The sequence below is a fragment of the Labrys sp. LIt4 genome (assembly GCF_017813775.1).
GTDB classification, from domain to species: domain Bacteria; phylum Pseudomonadota; class Alphaproteobacteria; order Rhizobiales; family Labraceae; genus Labrys; species Labrys okinawensis_A.
The window spans coordinates 100617-118882 of record NZ_JAGIPY010000006.1; the positions used below are offsets into that span (position 1 = coordinate 100617).

Consider the following 18266-nt stretch of genomic DNA (forward strand, 5'->3'; position numbering starts at 1 on the left):
CAAGCAAATCGCCTTCTTTATGCCTAGGCCATGGCCCTCTAATTTGATTCGATAGAAAAGAGGTCCAATAAAACCTTGTAGTTTTATATAACCGCCGCCCGTGCTCGGCGCCCTGTTCCAAGAAGACTGTGTGGAACAGAGGCATCTGAGGTGACGAAACGCTACTTTCTCTTTGTTTGCCAAGATGATGGGAGAAAATTCGACGCAACGCTTTCCCTTTCGGGCGGAGCGTCCGAAGGATATCCCAGTTGCATCGGGCTTTTTGGTAGGCCATGTATCGGCGTAGTTGCATCTCGGCGTTAGGAGGTATCTTAATACAACCTCCGAGAGGCGCCTCGAATGTCCCGCACATTCTTGGCTGGGAAGGGGAAGAAAATGCCGGTTTTGCCGGAACCTATGACTGTAGCCGATCTCATCGATCTGCTGCGCGAACGGGACCCGAAGGCCTTGGTTACCATCGGTAATCCGAATACAGGGCCCGATTGCGCCGGTGCTCTGTTCGACGGCTTTGTCAGGCCTCAGGGCAAGTCCTTCCGTCATATGCCCTGGAGCCAGGTTCAGCATGAGGGATATCTGCCGGCAGTCGTGCTGGAGCGCTACGTTCGACGAAAATGAGCCCGGCTCCCTGCCGTCACGGCTACGATGGGCCTGCGTTTCTCTGTCTCGCCCAAGGCTTTTTTCCTTGCCCTGGCCGCGCTCCGCGCCTACCTAAGGGGCTATGTATGAGGAAAGAAACAGTCAGGACAGCCCTGGCACTTCGCCCTCGGCTGGTGAGACGGTCTTTGCGTCAGCCTTATCTGAGCCCGACAAATGGGCGATTTTCCTGGATATCGATGGCACGCTGATCGATCTTGCCGCGACCCCGCTGTCGATCTTCGTGCCGCCGACCCTGCCGGAAGACCTCGCGGCTTTTTCACGGCATCTGGGCGGCGCCATGGCGCTGGTCACCGGCCGGAATATCGTGCTCGCCGATGAATTGTTCGCCCCTCATCTTTTCCCCATTGCAGGCCTGCATGGTGCCGAACGGCGTGACGCATCCGGCGCGGTGGACAGCCTCGTCGTCCCTGCGTCTTTCGAGCAGCTCAAGCGCGACATCGCCGAGGAGGCCGGAGCATGGCCCGGCGTCGTGTTCGAGGACAAGGGCGCCGCAGTAGGAATACATTACCGCCTGGCAGCCGATCGCAAGGCCGACGTCGAAGCGCTAATGTCACGCTTTGCTCCTAGCGCGCCCGACTGGACGCTTCAGCACGGGAAGATGGTGGTCGAGTTGCGCCCCGCCCGCGCCAGCAAGGGCAAGGCGCTGGAAGCCTTTCTGCAGGAACCACCGTTCAAAGGCAGGGTTCCCCTGGCGATCGGCGACGATCTCACCGACGAGGCTATGTTCGAGACCGTCAACAGCCTCGGCGGCCAATCGATCCGTATCGGATCGGCAGGGACCCAAACACGCGCTCGCGCGTTCATATCATCGCCAGCAGCTTTGCGGGACCTGATCGCCCGCGTTGCGGCCTAATTCGATTCAATCATCAATATTCGAAAGTTACCATGGGTCGACTTGTCGTCATTTCCAATCGAGTTCCCGTCCCCGCCCGCAGCGGCGACGCTCCCGCCGGCGGCTTGGCGGTTGCCCTGAACGCCGCCTTGCAGGAGCGCGGCGGCATCTGGTTCGGATGGTCCGGAAAATCCAGCCCTGGTGCCGAGCCCCCTCCCCCCCGGTTCCAGCAACAGGGCAACATCTCTTATGTGCTGACCGACCTGACCGAGACCGACGTCGAGGAATATTATCACGGCTTCGCCAATCGGGTGCTCTGGCCGATCTGTCACTACCGCCTCGATCTCGCCGAATATGGCCGCAAGGAAATGGCGGGGTATTTTCGCGTCAATCGCCTGTTCGCCCATCGTCTGGCGCCCTTGATCCAGCCGGACGACATCCTGTGGGTGCATGACTATCACCTGATCCCCCTCGCCTTCGAATTGCGGCAGATGGGCATCAAGAATACCATCGGCTTCTTCCTGCATATTCCCTGGCCTCCTTCGGATGTGATCGCCGCCATGCCCATGCATGAGGAGATCATCCGGGGCCTGTCCCACTATGATCTGATCGGCTTCCAGACCGACTACGATCTCGACAATTTTGCGGGCTATCTCGCCCGGGAAGGCATTGCCAGGAAACTGGGGGCCGGTCGCTTCGAATATCACGGCCAGCATTTCAAGGCCGCCGTGCATGGCATCGGTATCGAAACCAAGTCCTTTGCCCAGATGGCGCAGGTGGCGATCAGCAACAGCGCCGTGCGCAAGGCACGCCAGAGCGTTGAAAGCCGCGATCTCATCATCGGCGTGGACAGGCTGGATTATTCCAAGGGCCTGACGCAGCGCATCGACGCCTTCGAGCGTTTCCTGCGCGCGTATCCGGGCTATCACAACAAGGTCACCTATTTGCAGATCACCCCGAAATCCCGTTCCGAGGTGCCGGAATACGAGACGATGCAGAAAATGGTAGCCGAGGAGGCCGGGCGCGTTAACGGGGCCATGGGCACGCTCGACTGGGTTCCCATCCGCTATGTCAACCGTTCGGTCGGTCGACACATATTGGCGGGCCTCTACCGGATCGCCAGGGTCGGCCTGGTTACGCCGCTGCGTGACGGCATGAACCTGGTCGCCAAGGAATTCATCGCTGCCCAGGACCCCGACAACCCCGGCGTGCTCGTGCTGTCGCGCTTTGCCGGGGCTGCCCGCGAACTCGACGGAGCAGTCCTGGTCAATCCCTATGACACCGAAGGAACAGCCAACGCGATCGCTCGCGCCTTGAGTATGTCGCTGCAGGAGCGGCGCGAACGCTGGCAGAACATGATGAACTTCCTGCTTCACCATGACGTTTCGCACTGGTGCGATGCCTTCCTCAATGATCTGACGCAACACAAGCAGATCCAGGCGGTACCGATCGTGACCAAGGCGAGCGCCTGAACGCGGCGTGGACCGTAAATTTCAGGAAATACGGCAATTTCCATATGAGATACCGCGACCGGGCCATGATCTTGATCTGGACGGTCAGGGGAGCAACGATGCTCCCCTCTCTTCATGTCCCGGCGAGACTTGAATTACGGCCGCACTGCCGCCCGCCAGGGCGTGTAGTTCGACGTAGAATAAGACCGCCCTTGTCCTGAGACGATTGGGGTTTGACGGAATCGGTGGGAATCGCGAAGACGCCCGGGACAAGGTGTGGGAGCGCGCTCGAAAATACCTGCTCCAGGGTTGGCGAGGGCGGCTCGCGCCCGATGGTCGCCCCGGACGGGAGGGTTATGTGCCGATCGACGTCCTGATCCGCGATTTCAACCCGGACGATCGTGAGCCTTGCGCCCGAATCCTGTCCAAAGCCGGGCGCCTGGCCTTCTATTGGGCGGAGTGGCCCGTGTTCGACGGACCCGGTTTCGATGAGGTCACGAAGGACGAACGGATAGTGGTGGCCGAGACACGCAACCAGATCGCCGGCTTTGCCGCCATCTACACGCCGGAAAATTTCCTGCATCATCTCTATGTCGATCCCGACCTTGCTGGTCGCGGCATCGGGGCCGCCTTGCTCGGCGAGGCCATGAAGCGATACGGTCTGGCGTTGTCGCTGAAGTGCCAGACGCTGAACCAGGCAGCGCGAAACTTCTATCGCAAATGCGGCTGGCTCGAAGACGGCCAGCCCGGCGGAGCCGATGGGCTCGGCTCCTGGCTGTTCATCCGCAGTCCCGGGCCTCGTTGACGGCGCCTCTCTTCCTTCCAACTCGGCCGAGCAAAGCGCTCGGCACGTGACGATCGCGCCGAAACTCGGCAACTATCGCGGCATGGCTTTTGCGGATGGTTTACGCGAGACCTGCACCGGCGAGCGCCAATGGGCTATCGTGGTCGCTTCCGTATCGCGCCGCCCAATAAGAGATCATGCCGATCGATCGCAGCCCCCCGCTTCCCGCGCGTTTTCCCGAAAGGCGGGACCAGGCCTCGGGCCTCAACTTGGTGCAGGCAGCCGATCACAATCTGCGCGTCACCCTGGAAGCCCTGCGGCGCGGCGGGTCGATGACGCGGCTCGAACTCGCCCATGTCACCGGCCTGACCGTGCCGGGCATCGCCAACATCCTGCGCCGCCTGACCGGCGAAGGGCTGATCGAAGCCCATAGTTCGGCACGCTCGAATCGTTTCGCGATTCGCCGGGGCAGCGCCGTGTCGATCGGGGTCGATCTCGCCGGCGAACGGGCGAGGCTGATCGCCACCGACCTGGCGGGTACGCCGCTCTTTACCGAGGAGGCACCGGCCTCGATCGACGAGCCGGCCGAGATCGCCGCCTGGATCCGGCCGGCAATCTCCCAGCTCTCGGCGGCGGCGCCGGGCGGTCGGTTGTTCGGCATCGGGCTGACGGCAGGCGATCCTGCCGAAACGATCCGGGCCGCGCTCGCGCCCTACCGGGTCATCATCGAACGGGACACGGTCGCCGCGGCGATCGGGGAGAGGCAATTCGGCGCCGCGACGGCCGATGACAGTTTCGTCTTCATCCTGCTCGGTGCCACCGTACGCGCCAGCATGATCATTGGCGGTACGGTGTTCGACGGCGCCGAGCACAAGGCCGGACTGGTCGGACTGATGCGGACGGGCCGCGACGGGCGTTATCTCGACGAGGTGGCGGCGACCAGCCGCCTGGCCAGCCACGATGTGTCAAATCCCGCCGTGCAGCAATGGCTCGACGAGGCCGCCGAACATCTCACCGACATGATCATCGCCATGGCCGCCTTTATTGGTCCGCGCCTGATCGTGGTGGGCGGCCGATTGCCGACGCCTCTTCTGGAAGCGCTGGCCGCGCGGCTGCAGGTGCTGCGCCGAAGCCGGATGATCGATCCGACGCACCCCTTCTGGCTGCCGGAAATCCGTTGCAGCACGCTGTCCGAGCAGGGCGTGGCACAGGGAATCGCGGCAATCCCCTTCCTCGATATCCTGCTACCGGACCTGCGCCGGACCTTCCAGTTGCGCCGGAATGTCAGCGAAGATCGCGGGCACGCAACGGTGAGCGCGTCCGCTGCGCCGGATCGGCCGCTTCCAGCCTGAGGGCATGCGCCAGCGGCATGGTCGCCGCTCCGAGCGCCGCGGCATCTTCCGAGCCACCGGCGCGATAGACCGGCGGCATCGGCCTGGGGTCGCGGGCGAGTTCTTCGTGAACGAAGAGCAGGAGCTTGTCCATCAAGGTCACCGGCAAGCGGCCTCCGATCAGCACTGCATCGGGATTGATCAAGAGGCCGATATCGATGGCCGCCTCCGCCAGATACCGGGCCGCCATGCGCAGCCAGATCACCACCAGATCCTTGCCGCGCTCGTCGAGAGCCAGCAATTGCTGCGGCTGCGCGACGGCGATGCCGTGCCGGGCCAGAAAGTCGTAGAGCTGCAGCAGCGAAACGAGCTGGCCGAGCGGCTGGACGCCGTCACCTTCCCGTCCGCCCGCCGGCGACAAAGGCAGCCAGCCGATTTCCCCGCTGATGCCGCTCGATCCGTGATAGCAGGCGCCGTCGAGCACGATGCCGCCGCCGAGCCCCGCACCGATGAAGATGTAGAAAAAGCTGCGGATCTCCACGCCGAGCCCATAGGTGAGCTCGCCGATCGCCGCGGCCGTCGCATCATTGTCGATGAAGACGGGCTGTTCGGTGAAAGCGGCGAAGCGGGCGCGGATGTCCGTCTCTTCCCAGATGGAGTAGGCCTCGGGCATGCCGATGAAGGGAATCTCGCCGAGGAGGTCGGGAATGGCGAGGCCGATGCCGACCAGCCGGTTCTCGTCGATGGCGTGGCGGCGGCGGAAGGTCTTCAGGGCTTCCTTCACCTCGGCGAAGAAGGCATCGGGTAAGAGATAGCGCACCTCCCGATGCAGCCGGTCGCGCACCGTGCCGAGCGCATCGACGGCAACGATGGTGAGATGGTCGCGCCCAAGGCCGATACCCACGGAGAAACAGCCTTCCGGATTGATCTCGAGTTCGATCGCCGGCTGCCCGCGCATGCCGTAGCGCCGGCGTGCCTCGATGATCAGCCCGTCGTCGAGCAGCTTTTCGGTGATGCGGGCGACGGCCTGCTTGCTGAGGCCGGAGCGGCGCGCCAGTTCCGTGCGCGAAATCGGCTGGCTCCAGCGAATGGTGCGCAGGATCACGGCCTGGTTGTGGCTGGCGGCATGACCGGAATTGGAGCCGGCGAGTTCGCCCGGCAGGTGGGATGACTTCATGATATCCAGGTCGATGACGCTGCCTTTTTCTCGATCAAGGCGTGCGGCTCGCCGTTTTGTCAATCGCGGCGCGATCAATCCCGAGGTCGGCGAAAGTCCTTCCCCGTTAGGCGGATGTCGCAGCACCGCGCTCGCATGTCGCGACGTCCGCTCCTGTAAGCGCCGCGCTTGACAGAAGGGAAGAGCGGACGAGACGTCCGCGCCCCCGGCCTCAACCTTTCCTCAGCATCCAGCTGCGCACCTCGAAAGGTTTGAGGTCCGGACCATCGGCACGCGACACCGGCTCTTCGAGGATATTGACGGTCTCGCCGAGCCTCCAGCCCGTGGCCGGTTTGATGGTGAGGGAGCCACGAGCGCCGGCGGGCTCGTAGACGCGCAGGACGAGCCCCCCACCCTCCTCCGCCCGCTTGAGGCCACCGAGCCCGGCCGCGATGCCCTCGATGGCAAGCGGCTGGTGCGATCCGGGCAGCAGGCCGGTGGCGGCGAGCGCCAGCACCGGCTGGTTCAGATCGAGCGCCTCCTCGCGCACGCCGCCCTCGTACCAACTGTCTGCATGCGGAAGCAGCGCATAGGTGAAGCTCTGCTCGCCTTCATCGGCCAGCGGATCGGGATAGATTGGCGCACGCACCAGGCTCAGCCCGAGCACATTGCCTTTGACGCTGTGGCCATATTTGGCGTCGTTCAGGATGGCGACGCCGAAACCGGGTTCCGACAGATCAGCGAAGCGATGGGCCGGCACCTCATATTGGGCGCTCTCCCAGGAGGTGTTGTCGCGGGTCGAGCGGCTGACGACGCCGAAGGCGCATTCGAAGGTGGCGTAGTCCGAGCGCACCGCCACCGGCGTCAGGGTTCTGAGCAGCACGCGTCGGTCATGCCAGTCGAGATCGGTCCTGATCTCCAGACGCGGCGAGTTCGCCCAGAGCCGCAGCGTCTGGGTGATGGTGGAGTCGCGGAAACGCCTGACGATCCTCACCGCAACGCGATGCGGGCCGGTCTCGACCACCTCGATCGCCTCGACGGCCGTCAGCTCCTGGCCATTGGCGGCATAGTCGTCCTCGATGTCCCAGGCGTCCCAGTTCCGGGGCTTGTCCATGGCATAGGCCCAGAGCTGGTTGCCACGGCCGGCCAGCGCCTCGCGCCCGGCGCGCTTGTCGTAAAGGCTGGCCAGCGTGCCGTCGCCATTGAGGACGGCCCGCACGAAGCGGTTTTCGAGGCTCGTCTTCGAAACCGCGAGGCCCTCGGCTGGCGCCAGCCCGGCGCGGTCGAGCACGGCGATGCCGAGCGCAGGCACCGTTCCCTCCGGCGCAAAGGGAGCGCCGTCGATTTCGCAGCGGATGGGCCGCGCATGGAGATCAGGATTGACCACGACCAGCACCTCTGCCGATCCGCCCTTCGGCAACTGGGCCGCCACGGCAGCGAGGCCGGCCTTCTGGGCCTCGCGACCCGTCGCCAGCGCCTCGCCGAGTTCGCGTTCGGCATCCTCATAGATCTCGCGGATGCCCGAACCCGGCAGGATGTCGTGGAACTCGTTCTTGAGCACCTTGCGCCAGGCCGGCTCCAGGCTGTCGGGCAGCGGCCCGCCGAGCAGCGCCGCCAGCGAGGCGACTGTCTCGGCCGTGATCAGCGCCCGCTCGGCGTGGCGGTGAAGCCTTTTGGTGTGGCTTTGCGTGGTCAGCGTGGCCCGGTGCAGTTCCAGATAGATTTCGCCCGACCAGACGGGAATTTTCTCCGCGGGGACAGTGTCATGTATACGGGCGTAGAAATCCTCGACCCGAACCGGACTGAGCGCCGGGACCGCGGGGAAATCGGCGAGCTGGGCCTGGCGTTCCAGCATTTCGGGCGTGGTGCCGCCACCGCCATCGCCATAACCGACCGCGAGCAGGCTTTCGTCATGGATATCCTTGCGGCGGAAATTCTTCCAGGTCGGGATGATGGCTGCCGGTTCGGTCGAGCCATTATAGCCATGCAGCGGATTGTCGAAGGTGTGGGCGATCACCCGGCTGCCGTCGAGGCCCTCCCAGAAGAACAGGTCGTGCGGGAAGCGGTTGGTCTCCGACCAGTTCACCTTGATGGTGAAGAAGGAATCCATGCCGCCCTGCCTGAGCAATTGCGGCAGGGCCGGTGAGAAGCCGAAGCAATCCGGTAGCCAGCACACGCGGTGCCGCACGCCAAACTGGTGTTGGAAATAGCGCTGGCCGTAGAGGATCTGGCGCACGAAGCTCTCGCCGGTCGGCATGTTGGTATCAGGCTCGACCCACATGCCGCCGATGGTTTCCCATTGGCCCTTTTGCACCGCTGCGGCGATATCGGCGAACAGCGCCGGATCGTCCTCCTCGATCTGGGCGTAATAGGCGGCCGTGGACTGGTTGAAGACGAAGCTCGGGAATTGTTCCATCAGGCGCAGGGCGGTGTGGAAGGTGCGCCGGGCCTTGCGGCGGGTCTCGTCATAGGGCCAGAGCCAGGCGAGATCGATATGGGCGTGGCCGGTGATGCCGAGCTTGCCCTGCTGGGGGAAGCGGGCCTTGAGCGCGCGCAATTCGGCGACGAGGGCATCGTGGGCCGCGGCCACGCTGGCGCGGTGGTCCTGCCGCAGCCCGTCGGGGTTCGATTTCAGCGTCGGCAACTGCCAGATCGAGCGTTGCTGGGTATAGTCGCCCATGCGCGCAACATAGTCTGACGTGGCTGAGGGCCAGTCGAGGGCGGCGAAGCTGCGCTCCGCGGCGCCGACGAGATGAGGCACCACCTCATGTTCGCCCAGCAGCCGCGCCACTTCCGCCACCTGCTTGAGCAGCAGGCGCAGCCGGTGCACGGATGGCTCGATACGCGCCAGGCGCGCCGCGACCAGGCGGGGCTCGGGCACCGGCTCGCCGAAGGGCAGCCGGGCGACGCTGTCCGTCTCGATCGAGAAATGCCGCTCCGTCACCGGATATTCCTGGTGATAGGGATCGTGGCCGTAGCTCTTCTGACCCGCTTCGCCCTTCAAGGTGACCAAGCTCTCGCCGCCGAGATCGAGGATCAGACGGGTCTCCTCCAGCGGCCAGGATAGGGGCACTTCGGCCTTGGCGGCGAAATGCACGACACCTTCGCGGCGATGCCAGTCGGCGCCGAGGGCGATCGGTTCGCCATTGAAGGTCCAGCCGTCGATGGCAACCTTCTCGCGCTCGCGCCAGAAGCCGAGTTCGAGCACGCGGACATTGAGGCGATCGATCCGCTGCTGGATCGTGAGTGACATCTTAAACTCCCAGGTAAAACAATATGTTACGGACTATCCTTTAACTGCCCCTGCCGTGAGCGCCCCCACCACCATGCGCTGCAGCGCCACGAAAGCGATGATGGCGGGAACCACCGCCACCAGGCAGGCTGCCGCCAGGACCTGGGTGGTGGAGGCATTGGACGTGCCGGCGAAATTGAAGATCGCGACCGAGATCGGCAGTTGCGGATCCTTGTTGAGCAGCAGGAAGGGGATCAGGAATTGCGACCAGTTGAGGATCATGATCAGGATGAAGGCCGAGGCGATGCCGGGCGTGATCAGCGGCAGGGTGATACGCCAGAAGATGCCGAACCGGCTGCAGCCATCGATGGCGGCCGCCTCCTCCAATTCCCGCGGAATGGCGTCGATGGCGCTCTTGAGCAGCCACGTGCACATGGGAATGCCAACGGCGATATAGACCATGATCACGCCGAAATGGCTGTTGAGCAGCCCGAGATCGCTCATATAGCGATAGAGCGGCACCAGGATGACCAGAGGCGAGACCATCTGGAAGGCGAGGATCGCCATCATCAGGGCCGAGCGGCCAGCGAACCAGAAGCGCGAAAAGGCATAGGCGGCAGGCGCCGCCACCGCGAGGCAGCCGAGCCCTCCGAGCGCCGAGAGCTTCAGCCCGTTCCACAGGTAAACCAGGAAGGTGGGATCGCTCAGCACCTGCGCGAAGTTCGCGAGCGTCGGGCGCTTGGGGATGAAGCGGGCGGCGCCCAGAAAGACTTCCTGGCGCGAGCGCAGCGCCAGCGACAGCAGCCAGAGCAGCGGCGTCAGGAAGAAGGCGGCGATCAGCACGGCCAGTATATAGGTGGCGACATCGCCCCATTTCTCGCGGCGCTCGCCCCTCATGTGCGATCCTCCCAGCGCGGCAGGAAGGCGGCGTAGAAGAGAGCCAGCGCCAGGCTGATCGCCAGCATCAGCACGGACAGCATGCTGCCGCCGGCAAGGTCGTAATTGCGGAAGACGGTGTTGTAGGTGAAGAGCGAGAGCACTTCCGTCGCCCGGCCCGGCCCGCCGCCGGTGAGCGAGATGATGGCGTCGAAGGTGTTCAGCGTCTGGATGGTGATCAGGATCGAATTGACCAAGATGGCGCTGCGCATCATCGGCAGGGTGACGAAGCGGAATTTCTGCCAGCCATTGGCGCCGTCGACATTGGCCGCTTCATAGAGCGTGGGATCGATGCCCTTGAGCGCGGCATAGAACACGATCATCGAAAAGGCCGTGCCGCGCCAGACATTGGAGATGATGGCCGAGATCATGGCGTTGGCGGGATCCGACAGCCAGGCGACCGGTGCGACATGCATCAGGCGCAGCACGCTGTTGACGGCGCCGAAAGGCGCCTCCGAGAACAGCATCTGCCAGATCAGCCCGTTGGCGATGCCGGGAATGACCCAGGCGATCAGCACGATGGTGCGGATCACGGTCATGCCGGGAAGGCGCCGGCGCTCGCCGCGCACCACCACCAGCGCGATGCCGAAGCCGACCGCCTGCTGGCCGATCACGCTCGCCGCGCAGAAGACGAAGGTGGTGAGGAGGATATCGCCGAGCGCGGCATTGCCGAGCATGGCGTAGAGGGTATCGAGCGTGTAGCGCTCCTCGGCACTGAGCAGCGTCGCATTGGTCAGGGACAGGCGGAAGACGTCGATGATCGGGTAGAGATAGAAAGCGGCCAGCAGCAGCACGGCAGGCGCCAGCCAGGCGAAGGGATTGGTGTCGATGCGCCCGGCCAGGCCGAGCCCGCGCTGGCGGCGTGGCATTGCGGCGATGACGGCCCTGGTCGTCGACATGGCGTCTCTCTCTTGCGTTTACGGCGGCAGATTGCTGCAGAAGCCATCCTGAAGAAGCGCGATCTCCCTTCTCCCCCTATGGGAGAAGGTGCCCCGAAGGGGCGGATGAGGGGTTTCGGTGAGATCCTCAAAGTTGGGGATCTCACCTCATCCCCCTGCCGGGACCTTCTCCCGCGAGGGGAGAAGGTACGCGGAAGGCAGACGCGCCTCATTTCTGCCGGGCATAGGCCGCCTGCACGGCGGCATTGGCGGCATCGAGAGCGGCCTCCGGCGTCTTGGTGCCGGCCAGCACATCGCCCATCATCACCTGGATCTGGTTGGAGATTTCGGCGTAGATCGGCACGCCGGGCCGGGCCTGGCCGTGGGCGAGCGCGGCCGCAAAGGCCTTGTTCGTGTCGGTCTTGAAGACCTCGAACTTGTCATATTGGGCCTTCGAGGTCGGCAATTGCTGCTGCAGAGCATTGCCGGCCCCCGAATAGACCTCCTTGGCGATCGCCGCGCACATGGCGATCTTGTCGGGATCGTCGGAGAAGGCTCCCACCGTCCAGCCGCCGGTACCGGTGGAGTTCTGGTCCGCCGTCGGCCCCGGTATCGGCGAGAAGGTCCATTGCGCGAAGGTCTCGGGCTCGAGGATGGATTTGAGCTGGCCATATTGCCAATTGCCGCCGATGAACAGGGCCGTCGTCCCGGCCGCTGCCGCGGCGTTCAGCTCGTCATAATTCATTATGGTGGTAACGCGCTTGGGCGCGGCGCCGGAATCAACAAGATCCTTGAAGTATTTGACGGCCTTCAGGAATTTCTCGCGGTTCTCGCCCTCGGCGAAGATCGGCTTGCCCTGATCGTCGACGAGCTTCCCGCCCTGGCTCCAGAAATTGGCGAGCCAGTCGAAGGTCGTGGCTTCCCAGCGCCCGGCGTTGAAGAGCAGGCCTTCCATGCCCTTCTCCTTGGAGGCGAGCGCAGCCGCCTTCAGTTCATCCCAGGTCTTCGGAGCTTCCGGCACGATATCCTTGTTGCGGTAGAGCACGCGCAGATCGGTGTCCCACCACCAGGCATAGATCTTGCCGTCCTTGCCGGTGATGCCCTGCCGTACGAAGGGGAAGAGATCGTTGATCTCGTCCTTGGTGAAATAGGCATCGAGCGGCTTGAGCACGCCGGCGCCGATGAACAGGGCCAGCACGAAGGAATCCACCGCGGCGCAATCGGGGCCGCGGCCGGCCTTGGCCTGCTCGAGCATGCGGGCCTGCTCCTGCCCGATATTGTCGGACATGCGCTCAAGCTCGATCTTCCAGCCGGGATGGCGCTGGATGAATTCGCCGAACAGCTTCTTGTAGCCCTCCGCCCATTCGGGATGGGTGCTGTCGGGCCCGTCGCCCGTCAGGCGGAAAGTCAGGGATTTCGGCGCATCGGCCGGACCGATCCGGCTCTTGGTGACGAGGTCTTCGGCCTGTGACGAAGCGGCCGCGAAGGCAACGGCCGAGGCGAGCAGCGCGGTGACCAGACGCTTGCGCATCTTGTTTCTCCCTGGGGATGTTTCCTCGATCAGGCGGTGCGGTTCCGCCTCGTGATGGGCGCATTGACGCCGCCCGAATAAATCACATCGATTTTATTGAGGCAAGCTTCTTGGGTATGGAGAGAAAAGACGAAGGCAGCGACGCCGACGCTATTCCCTGACGGCATACCGGCCGGCGGATGGCCTGCCGAGGCGAGACCTTCCTATCCACGATACAAGCAGTAACCGATCTACCGTTGGGGGGCGGCTTGGGGGCGCTTGTCGGTCCATTCCGGCGGCGCCCCGAATTTTTCTGCGACGACGCCCAGGAGACCTGGCGCCCGGCCGAAGCCGTCGCAGGCCGGGTATTTCGGCTTGCCGCCCAGCCAAGACCGTATCCGCTGTCCGGATGGCAGCCGGATATCCAACGTGCGTGGCTCCTTTCCGGTAACGAGCATGCGAGAGAAGTCGCTCCCGAACGTCGTCGCCAAGCCATAGGCGTCACCGACTTCGGACATGCGCGGCTTGTTCGAGATCGAGTTGGCGCCGCGGGCCCAGAGCATCGCGGCGCGCTGGTTGCCCTTGCTGTCGACGGCCTCTGCCTCGACCGCCAGACCACCCAGGCCGAAGGGAAGCCGGGGAACGCTGACCGGCAGGGCAAAGCCGCTGCCCAATGTCACGGCGGTTGCGAGCACCGCCACCGCCCTGTTGGTCGGTACGATGTCGGTGACCACAGTTCGAACCATCAGGTCAGCAGGAGCGCCCGGTGTAACGACCTGAAACTTGTCACTCAGGGCGACGCAGATCTCGCGATCAAGCGCGTTGGCAACCATCGCACGATCGCTCTCCGTTTTCACCCGCGCGGAGGCCGACTGAGCCAGCGTGGTCGGCACGATGCCGACAGTCTTCACGGAAGCCAAAGCACTGGCATCGACATAATTCCTCGACCTCGACAGCAGTCCTTTTGGTTCGCTGAGCTTGTCATAGCTCGTCAACGTACCGGCAGACTTGAGAGGAACCGAAGCACATCCGGTGGACAGCACAGGCAGCATCAAACAGGCCGTCGTTACCCGTACTTGTATCAGGACATCGCGCAGACAGGCCGTCATAGCCGCGTGTGGATCGGTCGCCTTTTCGTCCGCCCTAGCGAATGTCACAAGGCCCATGCGGATTCGAAACACGGCCAGCCGCCGTGAAAGAGGAAAACTCGTCACGCCCAGCTCCAAATATAGGATACACTGGTGTATCTAGTTGTAGCATTATGGTGGAATTAAGATGCGAACATGCATCTTAATTAGACAGGGAACCTCATGCAGCAGCGACGTCGGGGAGCAGATCTCGAACGGGCGATTTTGGAAGCAGCGTGGTTCGAACTTGTCGAACGCGGCTATGCCGGGCTGACGATGGAGGCCGTGGCCGAAAGGGCCGGCACCAGCCGCCCGGTGCTCGGGCGCCGCTGGAACGGCAAAGCGCCGCTCGTCGTCGCGGCCATTCGGCAGCAAATGGCGAAAAACCCGATCATCGTACCCGATCGAGGCGATCTACGCACGGAGCTACTGGAATTCCTGGACAGGGCCTCGGAACGCACCTCCGTGATCGTCGCCACTTTCTCGCTGCTCTCGAGCGCGTATTTCACCGAAACCACTTCCACGCCAAAGGAGCTGCGCGCTTCGCTCATCAAGGGTGGGCATGGGCAAATGCTTCCAACGATCCTCGAGCGTGCCGTGACGCGCGGCGAGGTCGATCGGGAAAAACTCGCCCCGCCCCTCGATTCCCTACTGAGCGATCTTTTCGGGGGGCATATCCTCATGACCTTTTCGGCGCCGCCGCCCACCTTGTGGCAAGCTTGGGTCGACAGCGTGTTTCTCCCGCTCGTTCGAGCCAAGTAGAGCCGTCGTGCCATCGTTCATACAGCCTCTGGACGGTGCCCGGTGGAATTGAGGCCCCTTCCAACAGCAAGCGAAAGACAGGCTGTGGAGAAGCAAGGGCCTGTGCCCAGAGGCATGGCGGTCGCTCCCCGCCTTGCCTATGGTGCGCGACTCATCTTCGAACGAGGAGCGCATGAACGGCAAACAACACGCCACGGGCGCCAGTGCACGCCTGGCCTCGATCATCGCAGCCGAGATCAATGCCAAGCCACAGCAGGTGACGGCAGCCATCACCCTGCTCGACGAGGGAGCGACGGTGCCCTTCGTGGCCCGTTACCGCAAGGAAGTGACAGGCGGCCTCGATGACACGCAATTGCGCGATCTTGCCGAGCGCCTGGCCTATCTGCGCGAGCTCGAGGCCCGGCGCGAGACCATCCTCACCTCCATCCATGAGCAGGGCAAGCTCGACGACGATCTCGCGGCCAAGATCGCAGCCGCGGCCACCAAGGCGGAGCTGGAAGACATCTACCTGCCCTACAAGCCCAAGCGGCGAACCAAGGCCGAGATCGCCCGCGAACGCGGTCTGGGACCGCTTGCCGAAGCGATCCTCGCCGACAGGGCGGCGGTGCCGGCGGAGTTGGCGACGGCCTATCTCGGCGACGAGGTCCCCGACGCCAAGGCGGCCCTGGAAGGCGCGCGCGACATCCTGGTCGAGCGTTTCAGCGAAAATGCCGAGCTGGTCGGCCGGCTGCGCACCTATATGAAGCAGCATGCCTTCCTGCGCGCCCGTGTCATCGACGGCAAGCAGGCGGCCGGTGCGAAATTCTCCGATTATTTCGACCATGTCGAGCGCTGGTCGGGCGTGCCCAGCCATCGGGCGCTTGCCATGCTGCGCGGCCGCAACGAGGAGGTATTGTCGCTCGACATCGAGGTCGACGCCGACAACGCCTCCGCGGTCAAGCCGGTGGAGCATATGATCGCGCAGGCCTATGGGATTGCAGGGAGCCTGCCCGGCGACCGCTGGCTGATGGAGGTCGTCGGCTGGGCCTGGCGGGTCAAGCTCTCCCTGCATCTCTATGTCGATCTGATGGGAGACCTGCGCGAACGGGCCGAAGAGGAGGCGATCCGGGTCTTCGCACGCAACCTCAAGGATCTACTGCTCGCAGCTCCTGCCGGTTCGCGTCCTACCATGGGCCTCGATCCCGGCATCCGCACGGGTGTGAAGGTCGCGGTGGTCGATGGCACCGGCAAGCTCCTGGCCACGTCCACCGTCTATCCCTTCCCGCCCAAGAACGATGCTCGTGGGGCCCAGGCGGAACTCTGCGCGCTCATCCGCCGCCACGGTGTCGAACTGATCGCCATCGGCAACGGCACCGGCAGCCGCGAGACGGAAAAGCTGGTGGTCGACATGCTCGCCGCCCTGCCCGCGCCCAAGCCGCTCAAAGTCATCGTCAGCGAGGCGGGCGCTTCGGTCTATTCGGCCTCGGCAACGGCCGCTGCGGAATTTCCCGATCTCGACGTCTCGCTGCGCGGGGCGGTGTCGATCGCTCGGCGGCTGCAGGATCCGCTGGCCGAACTCGTCAAGATCGAGCCGAAATCGATCGGCGTCGGGCAATATCAGCACGATGTCGACCAGTATCGGCTGGCGCGCTCGCTGGATGGCGTGGTGGAGGATGCGGTGAACGCGGTCGGCGTCGACCTCAATACCGCTTCGTCCTCGCTGCTCGCCCGCGTCTCCGGCCTTGGCGCCTCGCTCGCCGAGGGCATCGTGGCGCATCGCAATGCCAACGGCCGCTTCGCCAGCCGCAAGGATCTGCTCAAGGTTTCCCGTCTCGGCCCCCGCGCCTTCGAGCAATGCGCCGGCTTCCTGCGCATTCCCAATGGCGCCGAGCCGCTCGATGCCTCGGCCGTGCATCCCGAAGCCTACGGCGTGGCCAAGAAGATCGTCGCCGCCTGCGGGCGCGACGTGCGCGCGCTGATGGGCGACAGCGCCGTCCTCAGGAAGCTCGATCCGCAGGCTTTCGTGGACGAACGCTTCGGCCTGCCGACCGTGCGCGACATCATCGCGGAGCTCGACAAGCCCGGCCGTGATCCTCGGCCCGAATTCAGGACGGCGACCTTCGCCGACGGCATCGACGACATCAAGGACCTCCGGCCCGGCATGCTCCTGGAAGGCACGGTCACCAACGTCGCCGCCTTCGGCGCCTTCGTCGACATCGGCGTGCATCAGGATGGCCTGGTCCACGTCTCGCAACTGGCCGACCGATTCGTGAAGGATGCCCATGAGGTGGTGAAGGCCGGCGACGTCGTGAAGGTGCGCGTCGTCGAGGTCGACATTCCCCGCAAGCGCATCGCCCTGTCGATGCGGCGGGACGCCAACGTCGGCTCCGAAAAGCCCGCGAGACGTGACGACAAGGCCAGGCCGAACCCGCCTCGCCACAACCAGGCCCGGCCCGACAGGCCGACCGCGCAGGGTGCCTTCGGAGCGGCACTGGCCGAGGCGCTGAAGAAGCGTTGAAGCATCCGCTTGGCGGGAACGCCGGCGCGCTGCCCCTCCGGCTGCTCTCATTCCGAGAGGGGCAAGGCTCGTGGCCGGGCGCCGCCCCGCCCAAGTTCGGTATCGGCGAAGCTCTCGGCGATATAGTCCTCGAGGCGGATGATGGCCTCGCTCGAATTGCCGGCGAGCCGGTGCAGCCGCAATTCGAGATGGCCGAGCGGCGGGAAGCCGTCGCGCTCGCCGAGCATCCGCACGCCCGACGGGGCCGCGCTCTCCGCCATCACCGTCACGCCCAGCCCCGCCCGCACGGCGGCGGAAATGCCGTTATAGCTCGAACTCAGATAGGCGATCCGGCAGGGCCTGCCGAGCCCGTTCAGCGTCTGCAGGATGCGGTGCCTGTAGATGCAGGGCGGCGGTGCCACCACCAGGGGTAACGGGCTCTGGGCATGGCGTTCATGGTCGGCGCTCGTCATCCACACGAGCGGCTCGGTGAAAATCTGGCGACCCTCCGTCAGGTCCGGCTCGTCATGCAGCGCGATCACGAGATCGAGCTCGCCATTGGCCTGCAGGCTGAGCAGGTTCTTGCTCAGGTCGCTCGTCACCTCCAGCATGACATTGGGATGGGACTGGGCGAACTTGCCCAGGAAGTCCGGCAGCAGCGAGGCCGTATATTCATGGGGAGCGCCCAGCCGGATGCGCCCGGCGACCTTGGGCTGGCGCATGCTGGCGAGCGCCTCGTCGTTCAGCGCCAGGATACGCCGGGCGAACTGGGCGAGCAGTGTTCCTTCCGGAGTGAGCTGCAGCTTGTGCGCATCCCGCTGGAAGAGCTGCGCAGCCACGATCTCCTCGAGCCGGCGGACCTGAAGGCTCACTGCCGACTGGCTGCGGCCGACCAAGGCGCCAGCGCGGGTGAAGCTGCCGGAATCGATGGCCTTCAGGAAAGTCCGCAGGAGTTCCGTAGGAATATTCTGCACGGTTGCATCATGAGAAATTTCAATCCTAGCATTTGAACTATGAATTTTTGAAATGTCAAACGATCTGGCATATCCGGCCTGTCCGGAGACGTCGCACAGCCGCCGGCTCCGGAAGCCGCGCCGACGCATTGGGGTCCGTATTTTCGATATTCGGCCGGTT

14 protein-coding genes are annotated in these 18266 nt (G+C 64.3%); 7 read left to right on the forward strand and 7 right to left on the reverse strand.

The features are described from left to right. Nucleotides 1–339 precede the first annotated feature (339 nt). From J8I29_RS13465 to J8I29_RS13485, 5 genes are all read left to right on the forward strand, one after another. Nucleotides 340–615 carry a hypothetical protein gene (locus J8I29_RS13465; RefSeq protein WP_146126813.1) on the forward strand — a complete coding sequence of 92 codons (276 nt, stop codon included), beginning with the start codon at nucleotides 340–342 and terminating at the stop codon, nucleotides 613–615. 103 nt (nucleotides 616–718) lie between these two features. Next, a complete protein-coding gene (otsB, locus tag J8I29_RS13470) occupies nucleotides 719–1510 on the forward strand; it encodes a trehalose-phosphatase (protein ID WP_209432031.1) in 792 nt (263 codons plus the stop codon). 32 nt (nucleotides 1511–1542) lie between these two features. Next, nucleotides 1543–2961, forward strand: a complete 1419-nt coding sequence (otsA, locus tag J8I29_RS13475; protein WP_105860442.1) for an alpha,alpha-trehalose-phosphate synthase (UDP-forming) — start codon at nucleotides 1543–1545, stop codon at nucleotides 2959–2961. Nucleotides 2962–3298: 337 nt separating this feature from the next. Continuing rightward, the gene (locus J8I29_RS13480) at nucleotides 3299–3745 is read left to right on the forward strand and encodes a GNAT family N-acetyltransferase (RefSeq protein WP_209432032.1); all 447 of its coding nucleotides are present in this window, start codon (nucleotides 3299–3301) and stop codon (nucleotides 3743–3745) included. A 176-nt stretch (nucleotides 3746–3921) separates the two neighbouring features. Further along, nucleotides 3922–5076, forward strand: coding sequence for an ROK family protein (locus J8I29_RS13485; protein WP_209432033.1), 1155 nt, complete (start codon nucleotides 3922–3924; stop codon nucleotides 5074–5076). Here J8I29_RS13485 and J8I29_RS13490 read toward each other — a convergent pair. The 6 genes from J8I29_RS13490 to J8I29_RS13515 all read right to left on the reverse strand — a co-directional run bounded on the left by J8I29_RS13490 (nucleotide 5009) and on the right by J8I29_RS13515 (nucleotide 13819). After that, nucleotides 5009–6232 carry an ROK family transcriptional regulator gene (locus J8I29_RS13490; RefSeq protein WP_209432034.1) on the reverse strand — a complete coding sequence of 408 codons (1224 nt, stop codon included), beginning with the start codon at nucleotides 6230–6232 and terminating at the stop codon, nucleotides 5009–5011. The genes J8I29_RS13485 and J8I29_RS13490 overlap by 68 nt on opposite strands. A gap of 211 nt (nucleotides 6233–6443) precedes the next feature. Then, entirely contained in the window at nucleotides 6444–9464 is a 3021-nt protein-coding gene (locus J8I29_RS13495; protein WP_209432035.1) for a glycoside hydrolase family 38 C-terminal domain-containing protein, read from the reverse strand. A gap of 33 nt (nucleotides 9465–9497) precedes the next feature. Next, nucleotides 9498–10340 carry a carbohydrate ABC transporter permease gene (locus J8I29_RS13500; RefSeq protein ID WP_105860446.1) on the reverse strand — a complete coding sequence of 281 codons (843 nt, stop codon included), beginning with the start codon at nucleotides 10338–10340 and terminating at the stop codon, nucleotides 9498–9500. After that, nucleotides 10337–11248, reverse strand: coding sequence for a sugar ABC transporter permease (locus tag J8I29_RS13505; RefSeq protein WP_245196996.1), 912 nt, complete (start codon nucleotides 11246–11248; stop codon nucleotides 10337–10339). The genes J8I29_RS13500 and J8I29_RS13505 overlap by 4 nt, the downstream gene beginning before the upstream one ends. 238 nt (nucleotides 11249–11486) lie before the next feature. Next, a complete protein-coding gene (locus J8I29_RS13510) occupies nucleotides 11487–12788 on the reverse strand; it encodes an extracellular solute-binding protein (protein ID WP_209432037.1) in 1302 nt (433 codons plus the stop codon). A gap of 230 nt (nucleotides 12789–13018) precedes the next feature. Continuing rightward, nucleotides 13019–13819: a DUF3313 domain-containing protein gene (locus J8I29_RS13515; protein ID WP_245196997.1), complete on the reverse strand. Its 801-nt coding sequence runs from the start codon at nucleotides 13817–13819 to the stop codon at nucleotides 13019–13021. Nucleotides 13820–14077: 258 nt separating this feature from the next. On the opposite strand from J8I29_RS13515, the gene J8I29_RS13520 reads away from it, so the two are divergent. Further along, complete coding sequence (locus J8I29_RS13520; RefSeq protein WP_209432038.1) at nucleotides 14078–14656, forward strand: TetR/AcrR family transcriptional regulator; 579 nt, start codon at nucleotides 14078–14080, stop codon at nucleotides 14654–14656. Nucleotides 14657–14828: 172 nt separating this feature from the next. Continuing rightward, nucleotides 14829–17153 (forward strand): Tex family protein, encoded by a 2325-nt coding sequence (locus J8I29_RS13525; protein ID WP_209432039.1) that lies wholly within the window; start codon nucleotides 14829–14831, stop codon nucleotides 17151–17153. A 47-nt stretch (nucleotides 17154–17200) separates the two neighbouring features. On the opposite strand, the gene J8I29_RS13530 is transcribed toward J8I29_RS13525, so the two are convergent. Beyond that, entirely contained in the window at nucleotides 17201–18106 is a 906-nt protein-coding gene (locus J8I29_RS13530; protein ID WP_348536014.1) for a LysR substrate-binding domain-containing protein, read from the reverse strand. Between the last annotated feature and the right edge of the window lie 160 nt (nucleotides 18107–18266).